The following is a 25213-nucleotide window of genomic DNA, read 5'->3' on the forward strand; positions in this document are numbered from 1 at the left end:
CCCGTTCCGATGGAATCGGAACGGCGCTCTAGATTCTTGTTTTGACGCGTTTTCTTCACGCGAACCGGTATCCACTTCGCTCGAAAACGCTCTAGCCGCGCAGCCTGACGCGATCCTCGCGCGCGCAGTCGGTGACGAAGCCGATGACGGCGCGCACCGCGGGAAGCTCGACCAGATCGGGATGGGCGAGCAGCCAGAGATCGGAAAGGCTCGAGAGCTTTTGCGGCGCGACCCGCACCAGATCGGGGTAGTCGGCCCCGACCAGGCAGGACAGCGCGCAAATCCCGAGCCCGGCCCGCGCCGCCGCGAGCATGTCGCCCTGCGATGAACAGCGCATCACCAGCGTGCCCTGTCGGGTGATGACGTCGCTCCAGCGCGCCAGATGCGCGTTCGAGGCCTGGTCGGCAAAGCCGATCACATGGTGGCCCCGCCACTCGTCCCGCCGCTCCGGCAGCTTGCGGCCTGCCGCATAGTCGCGGGAAGCGTAGAAGCCGGTGCCGAGCCGCCCGATCTTGCGCCCGATCAGGTTCTCCTCGCCCGCATCGACCGGCCTTAGCACCACGTCGGCCTCGCGGCGGCGCACGCTGGCCGGGAACGGGTGGGTGATGATCTCGAGCTGGATGTTGGCGTGATCGCGCAGGAACGGGCCGAGGCGCGGCATCAGCCAATGCGCGGCCAGCGTCGCGCCGATCGACAGCTTCACGACGCCGCGCGCCTGCCCGCCGGTAGCGGACGCGGCCGCCTCCGCGCGCAAAGCCGCCGCGGCCATCGCTTCGGCATGCTCGCGGAATTTGCGGCCCTGCGATGTCAGCGACAGACCGTCATTGGAACGCGCGAACAGGCGGGTCCCGAGTTGCTGCTCGAGCGCCGCGACGTTGCGACCGACGGTGGGGTGGCTGATGCGCAGCCGCCGTGCCGCCCCGGCGAGGCTGCGTGTCTCCGCCACCGCGACGAATGTCTTGCAAAGCTCCCAGTCCATGCCGCTCCCCCTTCCTGCGACATCGTTCATTTCTGGTCGAACTGATGTTCAATATTGAACGCCATGACCGAACCGTCCAGCCTTATATTGCCGCGCCAAGAGCGCCACCGCTCCAGCCATCACAATAAATCGCGATCCGCCCCGGCTGCCGGCCGGGCGACGCGCATGGAGGATCCGAAAATGTCGCTGCCCGTTTCGCTCGCCAACAGGCTTGAACTGCCGGTCGTCGGCTCCCCGCTGTTCATCGTCTCGGGGCCCGAGCTCGTGATCGCACAGTGCAAGGCCGGCATCGTCGGCTCGTTCCCGGCGCTGAACGCCCGCCCGGCCGAAAAGCTCGACGAATGGCTGACCCAGATCGAGAACGAGCTCGGCGAGTACCAGGCGCTGCATCCGGAGACGAAGGTCGCGCCCTACGCCGTCAACCAAATCTGCCACGCCTCCAACGACCGCCTGATGCGCGACATGGAAACCTGCGTGAAGCACAAGGTGCCCGTGATCATCACCTCGCTGCGCCCGCCGTCCGAAATCGTCGAGGCCGCGCACTCCTATGGCGGCGTGGTGTTCCACGACGTCATCAATGTAAAGCACGCGCGCAAGGCCGCCGAGCAGGGCGTCGACGGCCTGATCCTAGTCTGCGCCGGCGCGGGCGGCCATGCCGGCACGCTGTCGCCGTTCGCGCTGGTGCGCGAGGTCAAGCAATGGTTCAAGGGCACGATCCTGCTGTCGGGCGCGATCTCCGACGGCTGGAGCATCGCATCCGCGCTCGCGCTCGGCGCCGACCTCGCCTATATCGGCACCCGCTTCATCGCGACCGCGGAAGCCAACGCGGATATCAGGTACAAGCAGGCGCTGACCGAATACGCCGCGCACGACATCATCTATTCGAACCTGTTCACCGGCGTGCACGGCAACTATCTCGGACCGTCGATCGCGGCGGCAGGCCTCGATCCGGGCAACCTGCCGGTCGCCGACAAATCCAGCATGAACTTCGGCTCCGGCGGCAACATGAAGGCCAAGGCTTGGCGCGACATCTGGGGCTCGGGCCAGGGCATCGGCCAGATCACCGACGCCCCGCCGGTCGCCGAACTGGTGGCGCGGCTCAAGTCCGAGTTCGCCGCGGCGCGCAGCGACTTTCTGCGCACCAGCGCCTGACGCTGTTTCACAAAGTCCGGGAGTGAACCATGAAACGAGCGCAACACGCGCTGGCAGCCGCGCTTGCGGTCTGCGCGATCGCCGGCACGGCCGCCGCCGACAACGGCAACGAAGCGATCCGAATCGGCCAGACGCTGCCCTATAGCGGACCGGTCTCCGGCTTCGGCACCATCGGCCGCGCCCAGGAAGCGTTTTTCGCGAAGGTCAACGCGGAGGGCGGCATCAACGGCCGGCAGGTGAAATTCATCACGTTGGACGACGCCTATTCGCCGCCGAAGACCGTCGAGCAGACCCGCAAGCTGGTGGAGCAGGAGGAGGTGCTGATGATGTTCGGCTCGCTCGGAACCGCCACCAACAACGCCGTGCACCGCTATCTCAACAGCAAGAAGATCCCGCAATTGTTCGTGCTGAGCGGCGCGACCAAATGGGCCGACCCGAAGACCTATCCGTGGACCATGCCAGGCATGGCGTCCTACGAATCTGAGGGCGTGGTCTATGCCAAATATGTGCTGCAGGCCAAGCCCGACGCAAAGATCGCGATCCTTGCGCAGAACGACGATTTCGGCCGCGACTATGTCGCCGGCTTCAAGCGTGCGCTCGGCGGCAAGGCCGCGAGCATGATCGTCGCGGAAGCGAGCTACGAGACCTCAGCGCCCACCATCAGCTCGCAGCTCGCGACCCTGAAGGCGTCCGGTGCCGATGTGCTGTTCGGTGTCGTGCTCGGCAAGTTCACGCCGCAGATGATCAAGGGCGTGGCCGAGATCGGCTGGAAGCCGGACCTGTTCTTCGTGCCGACCTCCGCGTCGTCGATCTCGTTCCTGGAGCCCGCCGGGCTCGAGAACGCGGTCGGCCTGATCTCGTCCAGCAACCAGAAGGACACGATGGACGCGCAATGGGCCGATGATCCCGCCGTGAAGGACTATCTTGCCTTCATGAAGCAGTACCTGCCCAATGCGGACCTCAGCAACTCGAACTACTCGGCGGGCTATCATTATGCGACGCTGCTGATGGCCGTGCTGAAGGCCTGCAAGAACGATTTCAGCCGCGAAAACATCATGCGCCAGGCGGCGTCATTGCGCGACGTTCCGCTGCCGCTATTGTTGCCGGGCATGACGGTGTCGACCGGGCCGGACGACTACCTGCCGTTCCAGCAGTTGCGGCTGCGCCGGTTCAACGGCAAGAGCTGGATCAGCTTCGGCGAGATCCTGGACGATCGCTAGGAGACGAGGCGCGACATGATCATCAGCGGCGACAGACAGATCAGCTACGGCGACATTCACGCCCGCATCGCGCGGGCGGCCAGCGGCTTCCGGGCGCTCGGCGTGCAGGGCGGCAAGCCGGTCGGCATGATGCTGCGCAACGATTTCGCGCTGTTCGAGGTGGTCGCGGCTTCGGCCGCGCTCGGCAGCCCGGTGGTGCCGATCAACTGGCATCTGAAGGCCGACGAGGTCGGCTACATCCTGTCCGACAGCGGCGCCGACACGCTGGTCTGCCACGCCGATCTGTTGCCACAGATCCGCGACGGGCTGCCGCCGGCAATCAAGCTGCTGGTGGTGACGACGCCGCCGGAGATCGCGGCGGCCTATGGTGTCGCGCCTACGGCCATGCGCGTGCCCGCCGGCATGACCGACTGGGACGTCTGGCGGGAGACGCACCAACCGCTGACCGACGCACCGATCGGCGCGGCGCCGATGTTCTACACGTCGGGCACCACCGGACTGCCGAAGGGCGTCAAGCGCAAGCCGATGCGGCCCGAGCAGCAGGCGGCAGCCGCGCGGGTCGGTGCCATCACCTACGGCGTCAAGCCGAACGAGGATCAGGTGATCCTGATGAACGGCCCGATGTATCATTCGGCGCCGCACTCCTACGGGATGCTCGCGTTCCGCAACGGCTGCGTGATCGTGCTCGAGCCGCGCTTCGATCCGGAGGATCTGCTGCAACTGATCGAGCGCCACCATGTCACCCACATGCATATGGTGCCGACCATGTTCGTGCGGCTGCTGCGCCTGCCCGAGGAGACGCGGCGCCGCTACGACCTGTCGTCGCTGCGCTTCATCGTCCATGGCGCGGCGCCCTGCCCTGTCGACGTCAAGCGCGCGATGATCGAGTGGTGGGGACCGGTCATCAACGAATATCTCGGCTCGACCGAGACCGGCATCCCGGTCTGGCATTCGTCAGCCGAAGCGCTGGCCAAGCCCGGCACCGTTGGCCGCGCGATCGAGGGCGGCATCGTCAAGATCTTCCGGCCCGACGGGACGCCATGCGACGTCGGCGAGCCCGGCGAGATCTTCATGCGTCAGACCGCGACCTCGGATTTCGACTATCACGGCAATGCCAAGGCGCGCGCCGAGGCCGATCACGACGGCCTGATCAGCGTCGGCGATGTCGGCTATCTCGACGCGGACGGCTATCTGTTCCTGTGCGACCGCAAGCGCGACATGGTGATCTCGGGCGGCGTCAACATCTATCCCGCCGAGATCGAGAATGCCCTGATCGGCATGGCAGGCGTCCGCGACTGCGCGGTGTTCGGCGTTCCCGACGACGAATATGGCGAGCGGCTGTTCGCCTGCGTCGAGCCGGAAGCCGGCAGCACGCTTTCGGTTGCGGCGATCCAGGATTTCCTCCGCGACAAGCTGGCCAATTTCAAGGTGCCGAAGGAGATCCGCTTCATGGACGCGCTGCCGCGGGAAGCCACCGGCAAGATCTTCAAGCGCAAGCTGCGCGACCTCTACCGCGAAGGACGGCTCGGCTGAACGATGTGACGGCGAAGCGAACGGCGTTTGAAACTTAGTTGCTGTTGCAAACGGCCGGCAATCGACGCAACGATGCCGGCACATCCTGAGCCCGGATCACCGCCATGAACTCGACCGACTTCATCGTCATCCGCAACGATCTGCAGCAGTGCAAGGTGATCGAGACGCAGTTGCCCGATGCCGCGGCGCTGCCGGCCGATGCGCTGCTGGTGAAGGTGACCCGCTTCGCCTTCACCGCCAACAACATCACCTACGCCGTGATCGGCGAGCAGCTGAAATACTGGCAGCTGTTCCCGGCGCCCGAAGGCTACGGCATCGTCCCGGTGTGGGGCTTTGGCGAGGTGCTGGTCTCGAAACATCCGATGATCGCGGCCGGCGAAACGCTGTTCGGCTATTTCCCGATGGCGACCCATCTGGTGATCAAGGCTACCGACGTCAGCAAGCGCGGCCTGCGCGACGGCGCCGCGCACCGGCAGGAGGTCTCGCCGGTCTACAACGCCTATGCCCGGGTCTCCGGCGATCCGACCTATGCCGGCCGGCAAGGTGACTACCGGGCGCTGATGCTGCCGCTGTTCATGCTATCCTTCCTGGTCGACGACTTCCTGGCCGAAAACGCGTTCTACGGCGCACGCCGCGTCATCCTGTCGTCGGCCTCGAGCAAGACCGCGTTCGGGCTCGCCCATCTCGTGCACAAGCGGGGTGTCCCGGTGATCGGGCTGACCTCCAGGGGCAATGTCGATTTCGTCAGCTCGCTCGGCTGCTACGACGAGGTCGTCACCTATGACCAGGTCACCGCGATCCCGTCGGCCGAGCCTGTCGCCTATGTCGACATGGCCGGCAACAGCGCGCTGCGCGGAAGTCTGCACCGGCACTTCGGCGCGCAGATGGTCTATTCCGGCCGGGTCGGGCTGACGCACCGTGCCAGCGAGCCGGAGGAGCCGACGCTGCCCGGCGCCAAGCCGGTCTGGTTCTTCGCCCCGGACCAGATCCGCAAGCGCGCCAAGGAATGGGGACCGGGCGGCATCGACCAGCGTTTTGGCGCCGCCTGGGCCGAGCTCGTGCCGCATCTGCCGAATTGGCTTGACGTGGTTGAGCGGCGCGGCCCGGCCGCGGTGCGCGAGGCCTATCTCGATACCCTGCAAGGCCGCGTTCCGCCGGATCAAGGCCTGATCCTGTCGCTGGCCGAATAGGCGCTATCCCGTCGCGCCCTTTCTGCGTGCCTTCGAATGGGTATAGGCTTTGCGGAAAGGGAACGCCGCCAAGAAAATATCAGCAAGGCGGCCGATGGCGAGAAACGCTCAATGCTCGACAAGACGGACGATATTTCGGTCGCCGCCGACAATTGGCTTGTGCAGTTCGAAGATGCGCTGGCGAGCCCGGACGATGTGCTGCTGAAGCCACTGTTCCATCCCGACAGCTACTGGCGCGACGTGCTGGCGCTGAGCTGGAACATCCAGACCGTCAACCGGGCCTTCGCAATCATCGAGGAGCTGCCGGCGCATGCGCGTCACAGCGCGCCGCATGACTTCCGCATCGATGCCGAGCGCGCGGCGCCGCGCCGGGTGACGCGCGCCGGCACCAACGCCATCGAGGCGATCTTCAAATTCGAGACGGCGGTTGGCCGCGGCCATGGCATCGTGCGGCTGATCCCTGATGCCGCCGACGACGATCGCCTGAAGGCCTGGACCTTGCTGACGGCGCTCGAGGAGCTGAAGGGTTTTGAGGAGCAGCAGGGCCACACCAGGCCGCGCGGGAAGTCCTATTCGCGCGACTTCCGCGGCCCCAACTGGCTCGACCTGCGCAAGGCATCCGCCGAATATGCCGACCGCAACCCTGATGTGCTGGTGGTCGGCGGCGGACAGGCCGGGCTTGCGATCGCCGCGCGGCTGCAGCAGCTCAAGATCGACGCGCTGATCGTCGACCGCGAGGCGCGCGTCGGCGACAATTGGCGCAAGCGCTATCACGCGCTGACCCTGCACAACCAGGTACAGGTCAATCACCTGCCCTACATGCCATTCCCGCCGAACTGGCCGACCTACATCCCGAAGGACAAGCTCGCCAACTGGTTCGAATCCTATGTTGATGCGATGGAGCTGAACTTCTGGACCGGCACGGAATTTGTCGGCGGCAGCTATGACGACGCAACGGGGCGTTGGACCGTCGAGTTGCGCCGCGCCGACGGCACGACCCGCAAGATGCAGCCGCGCCATGTGGTGATGGCAACCGGCGTCAGCGGCATCCCCAATCTGCCCGATATCCCCGGTTTGAAGAATTTTTCCGGCAAAGTCATGCATTCCAGCCGCTACGAGGACGGCGAGAACTGGACCGGCAAGCGCGCGCTCGTGATCGGCACCGGCAACAGCGGCCACGACATCGCGCAGGACCTGCATTCCTCGGGCGCCGAGGTCACGCTGGTACAGCGCTCCTCGACGCTGATCACCAATATCGAGCCGTCGGCGCAGCTTGCCTATGCCGCCTACAATGAAGGTACGCTCGAGGATAATGATCTGATCACGACCTCGATGCCGCTCGCGCTCGCCAAACGCAGTCATGTGCTGATGACCGAGCAGTCGAAGCAACTCGACAAGCCGCTGCTCGACGGCCTTGCGCGCAAGGGCTTCAAGCTTGATTTCGGCGATGGCGGCACCGGCTGGCAGTTCAAATACCTGACCCGCGGCGGCGGCTATTACTTCAACGTCGGCTGCTCCGATCTGGTCGCGAGCGGCGCGGTCGCCCTGCAGCAATTCGCCGACATCGAGACCTTCGTGAGCGAGGGCGCGCGGCTGAAGAACGGCGAGACGGTTGAGGCCGACCTGATCGTACTCGCGACCGGCTACCGGCCGCAGGAAGAGCTGGTGAAGAAGCTGTTCGGCGAGGCGATGGCCGCGCGCGTCGGCCCGATCTGGGGCTTTGGCGACGGCCAGGAGCTGCGCAACATGTACAGCCGCACGCCGCAGCCCGGCCTCTGGTTCATCGCCGGCAGCCTCGCGCAATGCCGCATCAACTCGCGCTATCTCGCATTGCAGATCAAGGCGATCGAGGAAAGCCTGATGCCGCGCAACGTCGGGCCACGGGCGGATTTTTCGTAGAAGCCTGCCGTCGTTCCGGGATGCGCGAAGCGCAGACCCGGAACCTCGAGATTCCGGGTTCGATGCTGCGCATCGCCCCGGAATGACGATCTTGGGGAGACATCTTATGCCAACCACCCTCGGCACCGGCGAACACCGCTATCGCGTGGTGGAGAATTTCGCAAAACTCCCCGACGGCTGGAGCCTGACCGATGTTGCCTCCGTCGCGGTCGACAGCAAGGACCGCGTCTACGTTTTCAACCGCGGCGACCATCCGATGGTGGTGCTCGACCGCGCGGGGAATTTCATCAAGAGCTGGGGCGAAGGCGTGTTATCGCGTGCCCACGGCCTGCATATCGACGCCGACGACAATCTCTATTGCACCGATGACGGCGACCACACCGTGCGCAAATGCTCGACCGACGGCAAGGTGCTGCTGACGATCGGCATCCCGAACAAGCCGGCGCCGTTCATGAGCGGCGAGCCGTTCCACCGCTGCACCCATACCGCGCTGTCGCCGAAGGGCGAGATCTATGTCTCCGATGGCTACGGCAATGCCTGCGTCCACAAATACACGCCGGATGGCAAGCTGATCAAAACCTGGGGCGAGCCCGGCACCGATCCCGGCCAGTTCAACATCGTGCACAACATCGCGACCGACGCCGATGGCTGGGTCTATGTCGCCGACCGCGAGAACCACCGCGTCCAGGTGTTCGACGGCAACGGCAAATACGAAACGCAGTGGAACAACCTGCACCGGCCCTGCGCGCTGTGCTGCTGCTGCGGCGGCGGCAAGCAGCCGAACTTCGTGATCGGCGAGCTCGGCCCTGGCATGGCGGTGAATCGCAAGGTGCCTAATCTCGGCCCGCGGCTGTCGATCGTGGATCACACCGGAAAGCGCATCGCGCGCCTCGGCGGCGAGCAAGGCCCCGGCGTCGAGACCGGAAAATTCCTGGCGCCGCACGGCATCGCGCTGGATTCCCGCGGCGACATCTATGTCGGCGAAGTCGGCGTCACCGACTGGAAGACCAGCTTTCCGGACACCGAGATGCCGGCCGCGGTGCGCGTGACGCGATGCCTGCAGAAGCTGGAGAAGGTTTAGATTCAGTCTCCCACCGTCACTCCATCACCGTCACCCCGAGGAGCGCGCATCGCGCGCGTCTCGAAGGGTCGACGGCCCGGCCGGTGGCCGTGCATCCTTCGAGACGCGCGTTCCGCGCTCCTCAGGATGACGGATCAGGCAGCGAGCGCCGCGACTAAGATCAATCCCGTTTGCTGCCCGACGCCTTGGCTATCGCCCGCGCAATCAAATCTCGCCGATCACCTCGCGGCGGCGCTGCTCGGATTCTTCCGCATAGCGCCGCATGGCGTGCGCTTCGGTGAGCAGGCCGATCGGCCGCCGGTCGCCGTCGCCTTCGACCACGGCGAGCGATTCCGCTTCGGCCGCGTCGAACACCGCGATCGCCTCCTGCACGTTCATGCCGGGATGCAGCACCACGTCGGCGTAGCGCAAGATGGCAGCAAGCCCCTTGTCGGCCTCGAGATCCGGCGCGTGCGCTTCCGCGACCAGCGCGAGCCCGGCGTAATGCCCCTCGCCGTCGACCGCGACGACCTGGGTCTTCGAGCCCGGCGGGAATTCCTCGCGGAACGCCTCGATCGGCATCGCGGCGTTCACCGTCGTCATGTCCTGCCGCATCATCTTGCCGACCGTGAGATCGCGGATCCAGCCGATATCGGCGGCGCTGCGGATGGTCTCGCCGCGCAGATGCAAACGCCAGGTCGCGAACGAATAGCCGAACAGCTCGCGCGTGATCGTGGTCGAGATGATGACCGCGACCAGCACCGCGGTCGTGAGCCAGAGGTTGCCGGTGGATTCCAGCGCGATGAACGACATCGTGAGCGGACCGCCGATCACCGAGGCCGACAGCGCGCTCATGCCGATCACCGCATAGGCGTTGGGGTCGAGGTTCAGACCCGGCCACACGATGTCGACGCCGGCGGCGAACAGCCGGCCGCCGAGCGCGCCCATGAACAGCGTGGCGAAGAACAATCCGCCGCGGAAGCCGGAGCCGAGCGAAACGATCGAAGCCACCGCCTTCAGCGCGAACACGCCGGCGATGAAGGCAAGCGGCATCGCCACGATGCCCGCGAAGCGTAGCGCGCCGTGGCCCGACGACATCACCTGCGGCGTCAATAGCGCCATCGCGCCAACCGCAAGCCCGCCGAGCGCCGGCCGCAGCGGCGGCCAGAGCCGGATCCTGGTCAGCAGCGCCTCGCACAGCGTCACCCCGCGCATGATCGCAATGCCGGTCAGGGCCGCGACCATGCCGAGCAGCGCGGCAATCGCAAGATCCCGTCCGAGCACATCGCCGACGGTTCCGACGCCGACACCGAGCGGCAGCGGCTCGAAGGCATGGGCGACGAAGTAGCCGGTCACCGCCGCCACGCCGACCGGGGTCAGGCTGGCCGGCGTATAGCCGCCGATCACAAGTTCAAAAGCGTAGAACGCACCCGCGAGTGGCGCGCTGAAGGCGCCGGCGATCGCCGCCGCCGCGCCGCAGCCGACCATGATTCGCTGGTCGTTGCGGCGGAGGTGAAAGCCGCGGCCGAGCGAGGCGGCGAGGCCGCTGGAGAGCTGGGTATAGCCGGCCTCGAGCCCGACCGAGCCGCCGACGCCGCTCGACCAGATCGTCTGCAGTGCCACGATCACGCTGCCACGGAACGACATCCGCCCGCCATAGAGCGCGTTGGCCTCGATCGGGTCGATCTCGCGGGCCGGCCGGACCCGCAGCAGCAGCAGGAACGCAAATCCCAACAGCAGGCCGCCGACCGTGGGAACCAGGAGCGCGCGCACGGGATCGATGCTGGGCTGGCTCGACAACCGGTCGCCGAGCGGCAGATTGAACAGCACCGAATGCAGCACCGTGACGAGGCCGCTCATGACCGCCACCACCAGGCCGCCAATGGCGCCGATCAGCACCGCCAGCACCACAAGGCTCGTCTCGTGCGCGCGCACGAACGCGCGCAACCGGCGCGGCGCCTCGAGATAGCTTGAGGTCGTGGTCATCGGCAGGGTCCGTCACTGGCCGACAGGGCCTTGCGGCTCCCTTTACGGACCTCGCGGGCGGGAGGCAATCGGGGCAGGAACATGGCAGGGCGCGGCGGATAAGCCGCTCATTGCTCTTCACAATCCCGTCACGCTGCCTGTAGTATGTGAGTGCATGCTGCTTCGCAGCTAATGGGAGTCAGGAGCGTTATTTGAACGCACATGTCTCGCAAGGCGGTTGGCCGGTGCTGGTCTTGAATGCGGACTTCCGGCCGCTGAGTTATTACCCGCTGTCGCTCTGGTCCTGGCAGGACGCGATCAAGGCGGTGTTCCTCGATCGTGTCAACATCGTCGAATATTACGACCGGGCGGTACGAAGTCCTTCCTTCGAAATCCAGCTGCCGAGCGTCGTATCCCTCAAGTCCTTCGTCAAGCCGACCACCCACCCCGCCTTCACCCGGTTCAACGTTTTCCTGCGCGACCGATTCAGCTGCCAGTATTGCCTGTCGGGCGACGATCTCACCTTCGATCACATCATTCCGCGCAGCAAGGGTGGCCAGACCACCTGGGAAAACGTCGTCGCCGCCTGCTCGCCCTGCAATTTGCGCAAAGGCAATCTGACGCCGCAGCAGGCCAAGATGTTTCCGAAGCAGACGCCCTACGCCCCGACCGTGCATCAGCTGCATCGCAACGGCCGGCTGTTTCCGCCGAACTATCTGCACGAGAGCTGGCTCGATTATCTCTACTGGGATACTGAGCTCGATCCGTAGAGCGCGCTGGCGCGCGCCGTCCTTCCACCGAATGCAAGCCGTACTGCTGTGATTTGGATCAGGCGGGTCGCTTGGTGAGGGCCGCTTCCCCCTCCTCGCGTCCGGGAACGCTGACGTGAACCTCGTGCCCCATCCTGATCGCCAATGCCGCGGCGGCCGCCGCCGATTCGAATGCAGCCTCCTTGGTGGCGTATCCGCCGTTGAGATTGCCGTCGTGCAGGACGCCCCATTCCTTGCCGGCTGCAATCACCGCATATTGAGCCAATCCCATCGTCTCCTCCTTACGCTGGCGGCGCCGCGTCAGGTCTCGTTCCGCTTGTATCTTTCGCGGACGACATCCTCGCCGGCCTGCACCGCGCGCCTGCTGCGAAAATGGTGTTGAAGCACGCCGAAGATCAAAGCGGTCAGCAGCACGAGCGCTCCGATGCCGTAGATGATTTCAAGGCCCATATCCATTCGGTCTCTCCAAGCCTTGTTCTCAAAGCCTTGCTCTTAAAGCCTTGCTCTCTTGCCGCCCGCCGGGGCGGCATCGTTCATCCGCTCTTCGCGGCGCTGTCGATGCTTTCGCGGTGAATTTCGCGCGCGTCGCTGCCGATCACCGAGATGAAGTAGCCGCGTCCCAGATATTCCTGTCGCGTCTCGGCAAGGTCGATGGCGAGCCGCTTGGCGACGGCAATGGCTTCATCGCGGTCGGTAACCGGCTGACCGGTTGCATCGATCACACGCTCATCATTCACGATCGCGAAGTGAAAGGCGGACATTCACTATCTCCGCGCATCAATGCGTGTTCGATTCATGCCACTTTTCCAGGTCCGGCTTCTCGTCTCCTGAGCGCTTCGCATCCCCAGAGCGCTGCTCCTTCTCCGGGTTTCCCTTCCACGGCTTGTCGGTTTGCGCGTGGGAACCCCAGTCGCTCGAGCGCCCAGAATCCTGCGTTACCGGCTTTCTGTTCATCACAATCTCCTCAAGAACAGAAGCATCTGTATCCCGATGTGTTCCTAACCCGCCGCGCTCAAGGTCCGCCCGCAACCGAGCATAACCAGCGCATCGAGGTCGATCCCGCAGCAGTATTGACGCTTCCTCACGCAGGATCGCATTCGCGTGATCGTCCGCGATGTTCGCAGTATATCATTGCATCCTAATAGTTCGCATCCTATCTAATTTGCATGCCGCCTTCGCAGCCCCATATCCACGCCGAGATCGGCCGCCTGGTGACCAGGCTGGCCCGGATCTGGCGTCGCGAGTCGGATCAGGCCTTGTCCGACCACGGACTGTCCTACGCGACGGCGATTCCGCTGCTGGTGTTGTCACGCCAGGGAGAGAACGTCCGGCAAGGCGTGCTGGCCGATGAACTGGGGATCGAAGGGCCTTCACTGGTGCGGCTGATCGATCTGCTCCAGTCCGAAGGCCTGGTCGAGCGTCGCGAGGACCCGACCGACCGGCGCGCCAAGACGCTGCATCTCACCGCGGCCGGCGGAGCCAAGGTCGAGGAGATCAATCGGGTGCTGCGTCGCGTACGGGCCAGCCTGCTGAAGGATATCGGCAGCGCGGAACTTGCGGTAACCTTCGAGACGCTGCAGCTCATCGAGCAGCGGGCGAGCCGCCTGCAGGACGCCAGGACTGCGCCAGCCAGGACTGCTCCAGAGGCGAAATAGTCATGCGCGCGGAAGAGCCGTTCCTGGTCCGCCACGCGGATCTCATTTTCGCGTTGAAGACGTTCGCGGCGTCGATGCTGGCGCTTGTCATCGCCCTGGCGATCGATCTGCCGCGTCCCTATTGGGCGATGGCGACGGTCTACATCACCTCGCAGCCGCTGGCCGGCGCGACCAGCTCGAAGGCGTTCTTCCGCGTGATCGGTACGCTGGTCGGCGCGAGCGTCACGGTCGCCCTGGTGCCGAACCTGGTCAATGCACCGGAGCTACTGTGCCTCGCGATCGCGCTCTGGGTCGGGCTCTGTCTCTATTTATCGCTGCTCGACGGCACGCCGCGCAGCTATGTCTTCATGCTGGGCGGATATACCGTCGCGCTGATCGGCTTTCCGTCGGTGGCCGAACCGGGCAGCATCTTCGATGTAGCGCTGGCACGAGTCGAGGAGATCTCGCTCGGCATCATCTGTGCGAGCCTGGTGTCGACGGTGGTGTTTCCCCGCAGCGTCGCGCCGGCGGTCGGCGGCCGCATCAGGAGTTGGCTGTCGGATGCGCGCCGTCTGTCCCGCGACGTGCTGCTTGACCGCGGGACCGGCGAGACGCGCCGGGCCCAACGCCTCCGTCTTGCGACCGACATTGTCGAGATCGATACGCTGGCGACCCATGTCGCCTATGACCGGCTGGCCGACGCCGGCACCGTGCGTGGCCTCGGCGAGGTCCGGCTGCGCATGCTGATGCTGTTGCCGATCATCACGTCGATCGAAGACCGGCTTACCGCACTTGGCGAAGCGGCGCTGCAACGGCAACCGGAGCTGCAACGCCTGATCGGCGATCTCGCCGCATGGATCGTGGACGAGGACCGCCAGCGGCAATCCGGCGAGCAGATCCGCACCGCAATCGCCGAGCGGCAATCTGCGCTCGACGGCATCGCGCCGCGGGAACGCATCATCACGATCAGCCTGCTGCTCCGGCTGCGCGAGCTTGCCGATATTTCGGCCGACTGCCGCGCGCTGGGCGATGCGATCACCGCGGGCCGGGATATCTCCAGCGTCCAGCTGGCGTTCCACCCGGAGTCGGGGGCCGCACCGGTCCGTCATCGCGACCACGGCATGGCGCTGTGGTCGGCCGCGGGCGCGGCGGTCGCCATCCTGATCTGCTGCGGCCTGTGGATTGCGACCGGCTGGGCCGATGGCGCCTCGGCGCCGATGATGGCGGCGGTCGCCTGCTCCTTCTTCGCCGCACAGGACGAGCCTGCGCGCAGCATCCGGGCCTTCGGCCTGTTTTCACTGGTCGCGATCGTCATCGTCGCAATCTATCAGTTCGCGCTGGTGCCCGGCATCTCCCATGTCGAGGTCCTGATCGCGGCACTGGCGCCGACCTTCCTCCTGTACGGCTTTTTGATCGCACGACCCAAGACCGCGCCGATCGGCATGGCGCTCGCCGCCAACACCGCGACGCTGCTCGCGCTGCAATCGACCTACAGCGCGGATTTCGCCAGTTTCGCCAACACGTCGGTCGCCTTCTTCCTCGGTGTTGTGATCGCGGAGATCGTGACGCGGATCGCGCGCGGCGTCGGCGCCGAATGGATCGCCAAGCGGTTGATGACGTCGAGTTGGCAGGCGCTCGCGGTCGCGGCCGAGCGGCGCGGCCACGGTGATCGCGCGCAGTTTGCCGGCCTGATGCTGCATCGGCTCGGACTATTGGTCCAGCGGATCGCCTTCATCTCCGAGAGCGACCGCCGCGATGCCGACAGCCTGGTCCAGCTCCGCATCGGGCTCAACATCATCGACCTCAGGCGGGCCCGCTACGGCCTCGCCGCAGTGACCGTGCGTGCCATCGACGATATGCTCGACGACCTCGCGGCGGCGTTTCGCGCCCGTGCGGACCGGGCAATGCCGGCCGAACTGTTGTCATGCATCGATGCGGCGCTGACCGCGGTCGTCAAGGACCCCAATGAGCGCGCGCGGGACGATGCACTGCTCGGCCTCGTCGGCATCCGCCGCGGCCTGTTTCCGGATGCACCCGTGTATCGATCGCAGCCCGAAGCGAGTTTCGCCGCATGAGATATGAGCTCGACATTTACGGCGTGCTCGTTCCGGCGCTGCTGCTGTGGCTCATCGTCGCCTATGCGCTGAGCGCAGTGGTGAGCCGGATCATGCAGCGCTTCGGATTCTACCGGTTGGTCTGGCATCGCGCGCTGTTCAATTTCGCCCTGTACGTATGCCTACTCGGCGTCGTGGTTTATCTTTCGGAGTTTCTGCCATGAAAGCGAATTTCGCCTGGCTCGGCCGGGTTGCGCTGACCGCGGTCGCCGTCGTCGCCGCACTCGCTGTCGCTCGCGCGCTCTGGGTCTACTATATGGAATCGCCATGGACTCGCGACGGCAGGGTCCGCGCCGACGTGATCCAGGTGGCTCCCGACGTCTCCGGCTTCGTCACCGACGTGCTGGTCAAGGACAATCAGCCGGTGCATCGTGGCGACATCCTGTTCCGGATCGATCGCGCACGCTTTGCCCTGGCACTGAAGCAGGCCGATGCAGCGGTCGCCGGCCATCGCGCGACGCTGGATCAGGCCGACGCCGACCTCAAACGCTACAGCTCGCTGACCACCGATGCGGTGTCGCAGCAGAAGCAGGAGCAGGTTCTGGCGACGCAGCTGCAGGCCAAGGCGGCCTATGACCAGGCGGTCGCCGACCGCGCCGTCGCGCAGCTCAATCTGGATCGCAGCGAGGTGCACGCTTCGGTGAACGGCACCATCACCAATATGGACCTGCGGCCGGGCGCCTACGTCACCGCAGGCAAGGGCGTGATGGCGCTGGTCGACACCGACACGCTGCATGTGGAAGGCTATTTCGAGGAGACCAAGCTCGCGCGCATTCGCGTCGGCGACAAGGCGCAGATCCGGCTGATGGGCGAGCCGGTGCGGCTCACCGGACATGTCGAGAGCATTGCGGCCGGCATCGAGGATCGCGACCGCGCGGCAGGCGCGAGCCTGCTCGCAAATGTCAACCCGACCTTCAGCTGGGTTCGGCTCGCACAGCGCATCCCCGTGCGCATCGCGCTGGACCACCTGCCGGATCGCATCGCGCTGGTCGCCGGCCGCTCGGCGACGGTCGAGATCATGGACTAGCCGGCTGGCCGGGGCGCATCCGCGGCGACAGCATCGAGCCGGTGCACCTTACTGCGGCTCGTCGACCACTCGCCTATCGCACGCCGTAGCGTGTGAAATCGTCGCCGATGCTGCCCTGGATCGCCTTGGCCGCCGCCATGTCGGTATTGCCGCCGGCCTTGTCACCCTGCTTCAACTTCGCCAGGCCGCGGCCATAAAGTGCGCTTGCGAGCTTGGGATCGATGCGAAGTGCGGAGCTGTAGTCGGCGATCGCCGCGCCCAGCTCGCCGGTCTTCAGATAGATAAGGGCACGCGAGTCATACGTCGCGGCGTTGGTTGACGCCAATTGAAGGGCCTTGTTGCAATCTTCCAGCGCCGCCTGCAATTCGCCGAGGATGGCCCGGCTCCAGCAGCGTCCGTTCCACACCCCATCGAGCTTCGGCTCGAGGCGAATTGCCTCATCGTAGTCCTGCGCCGCGCGTGCATAATCGTTCTTCTTCAAATAGGCGCCGGCGCGGTTGGCGAAGGCCTCGCCGTAGTTCGGGTTGAGCTTGATCGCCTGATCGAAGGCGTCGGTCGCGCGATCATATTCGCGCTTCCTGAGATAGGCCACGCCGCGGTTGTTGAACGGCTTGGTGTAGGTCGGATTGAGCTCGATCGATCGATCGAAATCCCGGATGGCGCCGTCATAGTCTCCCTTGGCGGCGTAGGCGTTACCACGGTTGTTATAGGCGATCGCGAGGCCAGCCTGGGTCATGTCCTGCCCCGCATCGATCAGCGCCGTGCAGGCAGCAATGCGCGCGTCGGCCGGTGTGCGATCGAGGCCGCTGCACAATCCGATAGTGCGGAGATAGCTGTCCTTCTTCGCGTTCTGCGCGACCGCCGGCAACACGGGGAGCGTCGCAACGAGAAGCGATATCAGGCTGACAATTGCGCCGGCGCTTGCACGAAGTTTCATATCGGGCCTTGCTTGCACGAAACGGGCTGCGCCTGGCCTAGCACCCTCGACAGATGTTGGGATTGAACTTGTGGAGGGTGTTTTGCTCAGGTTGCTGCGGCGTTCGTGTCCCGACCTTCCTGACCTTGCTCTTGCCCTCTTCAACGAGCGTGGCGAACCTCACCGTTCCATCGTCCGATATCTCGATGCGTGGCGTGGTGCCTCGAATGCCCATCGTTGCCACGGGGGTGTCGATCTTCATGTCGCCGGTCTTCGCAATGTTGCCGGCAACGAAGGTGAACGTCCCATTGGTCAGTTTGAGCAAGGTCGAGTTCGACTTGCCGTTCGGGTCGTACACGAACTCGGTCATCGCCATCTTGGCGTTGCTCGACAGATTGAACGAAGTGCCGTCGGAGAAATTGATCCCGACGCGTCCGTCAGCTCCAGTTTGCACCACGTCGCCCAGATAAACGGGGTCGCCAACCTGCGCCTGAGGCAGTTTGCCGGGCAGCCCTGCCTGAACGACGACTGCATTCGGATGCTCGATCGTGACCGAACCAGTGGCGGCTACGACCCTTCCGATGAATTTCAATTGGATATTGTCCGGTTCGGTTTGCGCCTGCACCTGGCCGGGCGTGAGCGTTGCGAGCGCCAGGACGAAGCTTGCAAGCAATTGAACAATCAAATGGATGCGCACGATCCCCTCCTCGAAAAGGTCTTGTCGGGCCGTGGCTCGATGGTGATCGGGACCACCGGGCCGAGACCGCAGGACCTTGAGTGCCAAACGAGTTGTCGCAGACAGGCCTAAATGCCTGACGCAGTTCGACTAAAAATTAATAAGTGGACAATTTGCATGGTAATCATACTATTAATTTTGCGGGGCTGCACGCGCGATAAAGGACAGCTGTTCTGACCTTTTCGTAAGGCTCCCCCGCAGTATTGGAATTCCATTTTTACTGCCGAATTTGGTTTCAATCAGGACGTTTCAGCGGACAAGCCTATGGCTGACGGCGCGGGGTTTTTCGCCGCGTGGCCGAACCAAGCCAAAATAAAAAAACTGCGGCGCCACTTTCCGCTCGAACTGCCTAACAGGCAAAAAGCCAATGTCAGTTGCGTCCGGCGTAGAGTTCGGGGACGCGTGCATGGCCGTTTTGGGCCAGCCGCCCCGTGTAGTTGGCACTGTTCGGACGGCGATCGGCTGCGGCACGATCGCGCGTGCCCGCGGCATACCGATTCAAATCGTAGCTGGCGATCCCGTTCGCCAGGGTGACGTCATCGAGGTCGGAGCCGGCGGGCGGATCGAAATCCGCCTGGTCGATGGCAGAGTGCTCAATTTGCCGGCCGGCACCCGGCTGGAGTTGGACATCGCGCAAGACCCCGGCGAGGGCTTGCGGCCGGGCCTGTTCGCGAAAACCAGAAGCCTCTTCCGCCTCATCGGCAGCCGACTCGCAGGGTCTGGCGTCCTGACGGCGGACACACCGGTTGGCACCATCAGCGCCAGCGGCCTCGGCATGCTGTCGTTGGCCGCCCTGACCTTCTCGCTGCTGGAGGACGCCCGGGCCGCGGAGCCGAACGTCACGTTCCTGGACGACGACAACATCAAATACAAGGACCTCCACCACGGCGTGTTCGAACTCGTCACCAAGGAGGCGATCCCTCGTCACATCATCGTCGAGGATCCCGAAGAGACGATCATCCTGAGCAGAAGAGGCTCCTCCGTCGGCGTGAACCATGCCACGAATTCCCCTTCGCACATGGAGGAATTACGGGAGGCCCAACAGGAGACCCTTGCCTATTTCGAGAAAGGACCGGCATCGAAAGGGTCCGGCATGCCTGCCCTCGAAGGCGGCCAACTGCTGCTGCCGATCAATTTTATTCAGCAGTCCCCGCTGTCGCCGGTGCAAGATACGCTCGGGCCGCTGCCGGTGGCGACCTTCGCGAAAAATGATCTCTTCAAGCTGCCGCCGGTTCCGCCGAAGCTGAACCTCGGAGCGGGGCCGACTGAAATCGATACGGTGATATTTGACGACTTCAATGCGGCGAGCGGGACCTTTTCCGCGAGCAGCATCAAGGGCGGCGCACTGAAATTCGGCATCAGCGGAGGCGCCACAGGCGATACGGTGCTGGGACAGGCGACATACGACGTGTCGAGCGTCGGTACATTTGGCACGCTCTATCTCAACAGCGCGACCGGAAACTACACCTTCGTTCCGAACAATACCGCAATCAACGCGCTGAAGGCCAACACGACCCAGAGCTTCGTGATCACGGTCTCGGACGGCGCGCTTTCGGCCAGCGAGAGCTTCGACATCAGCATCCTGGGCGCCGACGACGCCTCCATCATCTCCGGCACCATGGCCGGCTCGGTGGTGGGTGCGGTCGGCGTCAGTCATGCCTCGCCCGGCCTGCTCATCGCAAAGGGCACGCTCACCGACACCGATGTCGACGATCCCGCCAATACCTTCACCGCCGTGAACGCGCCGACGACGAGCGTTGGTGGCTACGGCTCATTCACGCTCACAACGGCCGGCGTGTGGACCTATACGCTCGACAACGCCAACAGCTCCGTGCAAGCCCTCCATGTCGGCAACACGCTGACCGACAGCTTCACGGTGACCACGATCGGCGGAACCCCGCAGACGGTGACACTCACCATCCACGGCCCGCTGATCGAGGTTGGAACCGCGCCATCGCTGACGTTGAGCGAGACCCATCTGACAGCGACGACGCTGGACGACAATATCGCCGGCTCGGCACCGGACGCCGCGCTGACGACGACATCGGGCGAGTTCTCGGCGGCATTCGTCACCGAACCGGGTCTGACCGTCAGCTACGCACTGTCGATCACCGGCGGCAACGGTACGGCGTCAGGACTGATCGATTCGCATACCGGCCTCGCTGACCTGCTGGTTCTGAACGGCAACACCATCGAAGGCCATGTCGGCACGGCAAGCGGGGCGCTCGCGTTTACCATCACGGTTGACCCGGCGACGGGCCGCGTGACCTTCGTCGAGCACCGCGCGGTCGAACAATCGTCGGGCACCAGCCCTGACAGCGGCGAAGGGATCGCGCTGGGGACCGGCCTCGTCAACCTGATCGCGACGGTCACGGAGAGCGACGGCCAGTACCAGGATCTAAGCATCGATCTCGGCAAGCAGCTGACAATCACGGACGACGGCCCGCGCATCGAGGCGGCGGGCACAGCCCCATCGCTGACGCTGAGTGAGACGCATCTGACGGCAACGGCGCTGGACGACCACATCGCCGGCTCGGCCCCGGACGCGGCGCTGACGACGACTTCCGCCGATTTCTCGACCGCGTTCACTTCGGTGCAAGGCGCCGATGGCGCGACCATCCGCTACGCGCTGACGATCACCGGCGGCAACGGCACGGCATCGGGGCTGATCGACTCGCATACCGGCCTCGCTGACCTGCTGGTTCTGAACGGCAACACGATCGAAGGCCGCGTCGGCGCGACCAACGGCACGCTGGCCTTCACCATCACGCTCGATCCGGCCACGGGACGCGTGACCTTCAACGACTACCGGCCGGTGGAGCAACCGCTCGGCACCAGCCCGGACAGCGGCGAAGCCGTATCGCTGGCCGCGGGCATCGTGGGCCTGACTGCCACGATCACGGACAAGGACGGCGACTTCCAGAGCGCCGGCCTCGACCTCGGCAGCAGGCTGACCATCAGCGACGATGGCCCCTGCATCCGGGCCAATTGCACCGCTCCGTCGCTGACGCTGAGCGAGACGCACCTGACGGCAACGGCACTGGACGACCATGTCGCGGGCTCGGCACCGGACGCCGCGCTGACGAAAATTTCTGCCGATTTCTCGACGGCGTTCACCTCGCTCCAGGGCGCCGACGGCGCGACGACTCACTATGCACTGTCGATCAACGGAGGTGACTGCACCCCATCCGGTCTGATCGATTCGCATACCGGCTGCTCCGACGTGCTGGTTCTGAACGGCAACACCATCGAAGGCCATGTCGGCACAGCAAGTGGCGCGCTGGCATTCACCATCGCGGTTGATCCGGCCACGGGATGCGTCACCTTCACCGAATATCGCGCGGTGACGCATCCGGCCTGCGCCGGCCCTGACAGCGGCGAAGCCGTGTCGCTGACCGCCGGCGTCGTAAGCCTGGTTGCCACCATCACGGACAAGGACGGCGACTTCCAGAGCGCGTGCGTCGACCTCGGCAAGCAACTGACGATCACGGACGATCACCCGACCATTTGCGGCTTCCCGGAGACCTTCGTCGCCGCTCAGGATCATCAGACTGCGACAGGTACCTACGATATCAATTTCGGCGCGGATGGCGATGCCGCGATGTTCGTTGCCGTCCACAACGGTCCGGTCGGCTGCACGGGATATGATCTGGCCACATCATGCCTGGGCAACGGCATCACCGCGGTGCACGTCACCGGACATGGCGATGATTACAACTTCTACTATACGACCCATGAGGTGGGCGGCGGCGTCGAGCTCGACGCGTATCTTACCGATTGCGGCGGTAGGTTGGACGATCCTTATTTCAAGTTGCTGATCAATCCGGATGGAACATTCTGCTTTGATCTCGAGCACGCCGGGCCGTCGAAGGACGTCACCGTCCATGGCTCCGATTTTGATGCCCCGATCTGCGGCACGCCGTCATTGACGGCTCCGGACGGACAACTGGTTATTACCGGGTCGGACTGCGCCGGCCAGCCGCTCGATGTCAAGGCATCGGACTGCGGTATTGCGGTCGGCGACAGTGGACTGCAGATGGACCCGGCCGAGCAGTTGAATCTCGCGTTCACCGAGAAGCAGTCGCAGGTCGGCTTCAATCTCACGGAATGGCAGGGCTACGGCACCGCCGGTGTGATCCTCAAGGTTCTTGATGGCAGCGCCGACGTTCACGACTTCTGCATCGATGTTCCCAGGCCGCTCTGCGGCAGTGCCGGCTTCGTGGTGCAGGAGACATCGGATGCTTCGCTGATCGACACCTACACCTTTGATGCCACGACGACGACGTATACGCTTTACGTTGACAGGTCGTTCGATCAAGTCCAGGTCGACTACGATCGGGTGGAAGCCGGGTGTCCCACCTTCGCGATCAACAACATCAGCTATACCGAAAAGACGAGCATCAATGCGGATCTGCTGTTCGATGTGACGGCGGTCGATGCGGACGGCGATTCGGCCACGAGCAGCCTTCAGGTCGATATTCAGTGCCACACGGCGGGGATGGACACCTTCATATTCGCCGCCAGCCAGGACAGCCCCGCGCCGCCGGTCGGCGCCGGCGCTCCCGCACCCGATGTTAGTCCGATGTCAACGAGTAGCCACGAGGACGCGGCGTTGTCTCAGGCAATCTTGCCCTTTGTAGACGGCGGAACGTCGGGAACGACCGAGCAGTCCTTTCATTTCGCGGAGCCTTCGAGCCTTGAACAGCAGGGAGCTTCGTCCCCTCCACAGTTTGATCAAAGCCTCGCGTGGTTCGGCCGCCACGACGATTCCGCCGGATTTCAGCTGGCGCAAGGAGTTGCAACTGGTGGAACGCCGGCAATGGGGCCGGCTGTCCCGGAGCACCAAACAGATTTCTTCCCGGACCATACGCCGGACGCCGTCGTGACCCATCCGCTACACGATCTGATCATGTAGCGATCGCTTCTTGTAGCGATCCCTTCGTCTAGCGATCCCTTGGGCGCGTGGCCGGCACTCCGGCCCGCGTCGGACGTTGACGCGGGCCGGCAGCGTTTCTCGTGTCAGTGCCAGCCCTCGCCGGCCTTCAGCGCCGCCGAGAGGCTGCGCACCGGGCGCGTCACCAGCGGGTCGAGGTCGAAGCGCTTTTCAAGCATCTTGAGGATCGACGTGGTGTCGAAGTCCTCGTGCGCGACGCCCGACTTGTTGAAGCGCTTGGCGATCAGGAGCGCCGGAATGCGGGTGCCCGGGCCCCACTGGTCCGCAGCCTTGGCTTCGGCACCATGGCGGTTGAACGGCGGCGGGGGAACGTGATCCCACTGCCCGCCGAACTCGTCATAGGTGATGACGATCAGCGTGTCCTTGCCATCCGGCCCCTCGACGATCGCCTTGACGAGATCGACGAGATGCTGGCTGCCTTCGGACTCGCTGGTGTAGCCCGGATGCTCGTTTTCCTCGCCGATCGGCTTGATGAAGCTGACCTGCTTCAGCCGGCCGGTCTTCGCCGCCTGGATGAACTCCGCCTCGTCCTTCAGGCGATCCTTGCGGGCCTGCGTTCCGGGCGCGTAGTTGGCGAAGTAGTTGAACGCCTGATGGTGGTACTGGAAATCCACGTCCGGGCAGTTCGGGAACACCGCCGTGGAAACATGGTTCGGGTCGGTGCAGGTCGTACCGTTGCCGTTGGTCCAGCCCGAAGCGCCGACGTCGCCGTTGGCGTTCGACCAGCCGCCCGAATACCAGGCCCAATCGACGCGCTTTGCCGACAGCCGATCGCCGATGTTCGGCGTGTGCAGCGGCGGCAGGCGCTTGATGTCGGCGGTGCCCGGGGAATAGGGCTGATAGAACGGCTGCGTGGTGTTGACCGCGTAGTCGCCGCAGGCGAGGCCCGCCGGCAGGCCGGCCTGATTGCACTTCGCCGTCAGCTGCGCATCCTTCACGGTCGAGAGCGGCGTGTAGAGCGGCGTGCTGGTCGGCATGCCGTTGGCATCGACGATCGAGTGGAAGTCGTTGGCGCTGCCGTCATTCAGGGCACCGACGAACTGGGGCGCCGCGGCGGCGACCAGGAACTGGTGGTTGAGGAACGAACCGCCGAAGGCACCCTGGAAGAAGCTGTCGGCAATGACGTAGTTCGGCGCGCCGTTGCCGTGGAGATAGGTGTAGATGGGCAGCTTCTTGGTGTCGTAATAGCCCATCACCAGACCGGCCGCATCACTGCCGGTCATGTAGCGGTTTTGCCGGCCGCCGTTGAGCTGGTACTGCTCGCTGTAGAAGCGGTGCACGATGTCCGCCGTGCAGCCGCCGGGCGCGCCGGTGCCGTTGAGGAAACCGTGAGCCGCGAAAGCGCCGAGCGGCTTCGGGCAGGTCGTGGCCGAGGTCGGAATGAATTCATTGATCTCGAACGGCTTGTTCTTGAAGGCGCTCAGGATCGCGACCGTGCCCGTATTGTCGGTGCAGCTCGTCGGTTGCGGCGACGGAGAAGTCAGGTTGACGTCGTTCTGCAGCAGACAAGCATAGACGGTCTGGTTGTCCTGCCGAACCTGCAGGGTGTGCGCCTGATCGGCATAGGATGTGCCGTTGATCCGGTCGCGGCCGACGTCGCCCCAGTGACCGTAGAGGTTATCGAAGCTGTGGTTCTCCTGATAGATGACGACGATGTGCTTGTACTGGTGCACGCCTTCATGGCCACGATCCCGCAGGTCGCGCAGCTCGTCCTTGATCTCGTGCTTGAACTCATCAACGATCTTTTCGACCAAATTCTCTGCGTTTGCTACCGGCGAGATGGCAACGGCGCCAGCAACAACCGCGAGCGCCGGAATGGCTCCCCAAAGCCGCATAGTGCTCTCCTGATTTAGAAAGAAATAGAAATGGAGCTACACGCTATGCAAAACACATTTCGCTGGGATGACTGTTTTTCGACGCGCGCGCAAACGCGCGGAAAGATGCTCGCGCACCAACAGACTTTCATCGTGTCAAGCGCAGACTGCGTTGCGCTTCGCTGATCGCGCGTCATCAAACCGCAATCAAAATTCGTCTATCCAGTCAGATCGTCGTTGATCCTGCCGA

The 25213-nt window shown here is 64.5% G+C and carries 21 protein-coding genes; 12 read left to right on the forward strand and 9 right to left on the reverse strand.

Annotated features, from left to right (window positions below; genetic code table 11):
• Nucleotides 1-91: 91 nt before the first annotated feature.
• Nucleotides 92-979, reverse strand: a complete 888-nt coding sequence (locus ACVIHF_RS30595; RefSeq protein WP_092080497.1) for a LysR family transcriptional regulator — start codon at nucleotides 977-979, stop codon at nucleotides 92-94.
• A gap of 180 nt (nucleotides 980-1159) precedes the next feature.
• On the opposite strand from ACVIHF_RS30595, the gene ACVIHF_RS30600 reads away from it, so the two are divergent.
• The 6 genes from ACVIHF_RS30600 (at nucleotide 1160) to ACVIHF_RS30625 (ending at nucleotide 9054) form a co-directional block, all read left to right on the forward strand.
• Nucleotides 1160-2131, forward strand: coding sequence for an NAD(P)H-dependent flavin oxidoreductase (locus ACVIHF_RS30600; protein ID WP_456793000.1), 972 nt, complete (start codon nucleotides 1160-1162; stop codon nucleotides 2129-2131).
• A gap of 29 nt (nucleotides 2132-2160) precedes the next feature.
• On the forward strand, nucleotides 2161-3351 hold the full coding sequence (locus ACVIHF_RS30605) for an ABC transporter substrate-binding protein (RefSeq protein WP_229190368.1): 1191 nt from the start codon (nucleotides 2161-2163) through the stop codon (nucleotides 3349-3351).
• Nucleotides 3352-3366: 15 nt separating this feature from the next.
• Nucleotides 3367-4884: an acyl-CoA synthetase gene (locus ACVIHF_RS30610; protein WP_456793002.1), complete on the forward strand. Its 1518-nt coding sequence runs from the start codon at nucleotides 3367-3369 to the stop codon at nucleotides 4882-4884.
• 104 nt (nucleotides 4885-4988) lie between these two features.
• Complete coding sequence (locus ACVIHF_RS30615) at nucleotides 4989-6074, forward strand: DUF2855 family protein (protein WP_253606620.1); 1086 nt, start codon at nucleotides 4989-4991, stop codon at nucleotides 6072-6074.
• A 111-nt stretch (nucleotides 6075-6185) separates the two neighbouring features.
• The gene (locus ACVIHF_RS30620) at nucleotides 6186-7973 is read left to right on the forward strand and encodes a flavin-containing monooxygenase (protein WP_253606618.1); all 1788 of its coding nucleotides are present in this window, start codon (nucleotides 6186-6188) and stop codon (nucleotides 7971-7973) included.
• Between the two features lie 106 nt (nucleotides 7974-8079).
• A complete protein-coding gene (locus ACVIHF_RS30625) occupies nucleotides 8080-9054 on the forward strand; it encodes a peptidyl-alpha-hydroxyglycine alpha-amidating lyase family protein (protein ID WP_310881254.1) in 975 nt (324 codons plus the stop codon).
• A gap of 204 nt (nucleotides 9055-9258) precedes the next feature.
• On the opposite strand, the gene ACVIHF_RS30630 is transcribed toward ACVIHF_RS30625, so the two are convergent.
• Nucleotides 9259-11019: a chloride channel protein gene (locus tag ACVIHF_RS30630; protein WP_456793004.1), complete on the reverse strand. Its 1761-nt coding sequence runs from the start codon at nucleotides 11017-11019 to the stop codon at nucleotides 9259-9261.
• A 191-nt stretch (nucleotides 11020-11210) separates the two neighbouring features.
• On the opposite strand from ACVIHF_RS30630, the gene ACVIHF_RS30635 reads away from it, so the two are divergent.
• Complete coding sequence (locus ACVIHF_RS30635; RefSeq protein ID WP_016845270.1) at nucleotides 11211-11768, forward strand: HNH endonuclease; 558 nt, start codon at nucleotides 11211-11213, stop codon at nucleotides 11766-11768.
• 58 nt (nucleotides 11769-11826) lie between these two features.
• Here ACVIHF_RS30635 and ACVIHF_RS30640 read toward each other — a convergent pair whose 3' ends face one another.
• From ACVIHF_RS30640 to ACVIHF_RS30655, 4 genes are all read right to left on the reverse strand, one after another.
• Entirely contained in the window at nucleotides 11827-12039 is a 213-nt protein-coding gene (locus ACVIHF_RS30640) for a hypothetical protein (protein WP_456793005.1), read from the reverse strand.
• A gap of 29 nt (nucleotides 12040-12068) precedes the next feature.
• Nucleotides 12069-12224, reverse strand: a complete 156-nt coding sequence (locus ACVIHF_RS30645) for a hypothetical protein (RefSeq protein ID WP_176936779.1) — start codon at nucleotides 12222-12224, stop codon at nucleotides 12069-12071.
• Nucleotides 12225-12301: 77 nt separating this feature from the next.
• A complete protein-coding gene (locus ACVIHF_RS30650; protein WP_092080482.1) occupies nucleotides 12302-12529 on the reverse strand; it encodes a DUF6894 family protein in 228 nt (75 codons plus the stop codon).
• A 16-nt stretch (nucleotides 12530-12545) separates the two neighbouring features.
• On the reverse strand, nucleotides 12546-12722 hold the full coding sequence (locus tag ACVIHF_RS30655; protein ID WP_253606607.1) for a hypothetical protein: 177 nt from the start codon (nucleotides 12720-12722) through the stop codon (nucleotides 12546-12548).
• A 212-nt stretch (nucleotides 12723-12934) separates the two neighbouring features.
• Here ACVIHF_RS30655 and ACVIHF_RS30660 point away from each other — a divergent pair, with 212 nt between their 5' ends.
• Genes ACVIHF_RS30660 through ACVIHF_RS30675 form a run of 4 tightly spaced genes read left to right on the forward strand, consistent with a single transcriptional unit; the run spans nucleotide 12935 to nucleotide 16543 of the window.
• Nucleotides 12935-13423 carry a MarR family winged helix-turn-helix transcriptional regulator gene (locus tag ACVIHF_RS30660; RefSeq protein ID WP_253606605.1) on the forward strand — a complete coding sequence of 163 codons (489 nt, stop codon included), beginning with the start codon at nucleotides 12935-12937 and terminating at the stop codon, nucleotides 13421-13423.
• Nucleotides 13424-13425: 2 nt separating this feature from the next.
• A complete protein-coding gene (locus tag ACVIHF_RS30665; protein ID WP_456793006.1) occupies nucleotides 13426-15477 on the forward strand; it encodes an FUSC family protein in 2052 nt (683 codons plus the stop codon).
• Nucleotides 15474-15680: a DUF1656 domain-containing protein gene (locus tag ACVIHF_RS30670; protein ID WP_028333641.1), complete on the forward strand. Its 207-nt coding sequence runs from the start codon at nucleotides 15474-15476 to the stop codon at nucleotides 15678-15680. Before ACVIHF_RS30665 ends, ACVIHF_RS30670 begins: the two co-directional genes overlap by 4 nt.
• Nucleotides 15677-16543 carry an efflux RND transporter periplasmic adaptor subunit gene (locus ACVIHF_RS30675; protein ID WP_253606601.1) on the forward strand — a complete coding sequence of 289 codons (867 nt, stop codon included), beginning with the start codon at nucleotides 15677-15679 and terminating at the stop codon, nucleotides 16541-16543. Before ACVIHF_RS30670 ends, ACVIHF_RS30675 begins: the two co-directional genes overlap by 4 nt.
• Before the next feature lie 73 nt (nucleotides 16544-16616).
• Here ACVIHF_RS30675 and ACVIHF_RS30680 read toward each other — a convergent pair whose 3' ends face one another.
• Both ACVIHF_RS30680 and ACVIHF_RS30685 read right to left on the reverse strand, forming a co-directional pair.
• The gene (locus ACVIHF_RS30680) at nucleotides 16617-17480 is read right to left on the reverse strand and encodes a tetratricopeptide repeat protein (protein ID WP_076827396.1); all 864 of its coding nucleotides are present in this window, start codon (nucleotides 17478-17480) and stop codon (nucleotides 16617-16619) included.
• Nucleotides 17481-17517: 37 nt separating this feature from the next.
• The gene (locus tag ACVIHF_RS30685) at nucleotides 17518-18156 is read right to left on the reverse strand and encodes a FecR family protein (protein ID WP_194295347.1); all 639 of its coding nucleotides are present in this window, start codon (nucleotides 18154-18156) and stop codon (nucleotides 17518-17520) included.
• Between the two features lie 445 nt (nucleotides 18157-18601).
• Here ACVIHF_RS30685 and ACVIHF_RS30690 point away from each other — a divergent pair, with 445 nt between their 5' ends.
• Nucleotides 18602-23110 carry a DUF5801 repeats-in-toxin domain-containing protein gene (locus tag ACVIHF_RS30690; RefSeq protein WP_456793007.1) on the forward strand — a complete coding sequence of 1503 codons (4509 nt, stop codon included), beginning with the start codon at nucleotides 18602-18604 and terminating at the stop codon, nucleotides 23108-23110.
• A gap of 104 nt (nucleotides 23111-23214) precedes the next feature.
• Here ACVIHF_RS30690 and ACVIHF_RS30695 read toward each other — a convergent pair whose 3' ends face one another.
• Nucleotides 23215-24984 carry an alkaline phosphatase family protein gene (locus ACVIHF_RS30695; protein WP_456793008.1) on the reverse strand — a complete coding sequence of 590 codons (1770 nt, stop codon included), beginning with the start codon at nucleotides 24982-24984 and terminating at the stop codon, nucleotides 23215-23217.
• Nucleotides 24985-25213: the final 229 nt, after the last annotated feature.

The organism is Bradyrhizobium sp. USDA 4506, from assembly GCF_054058795.1.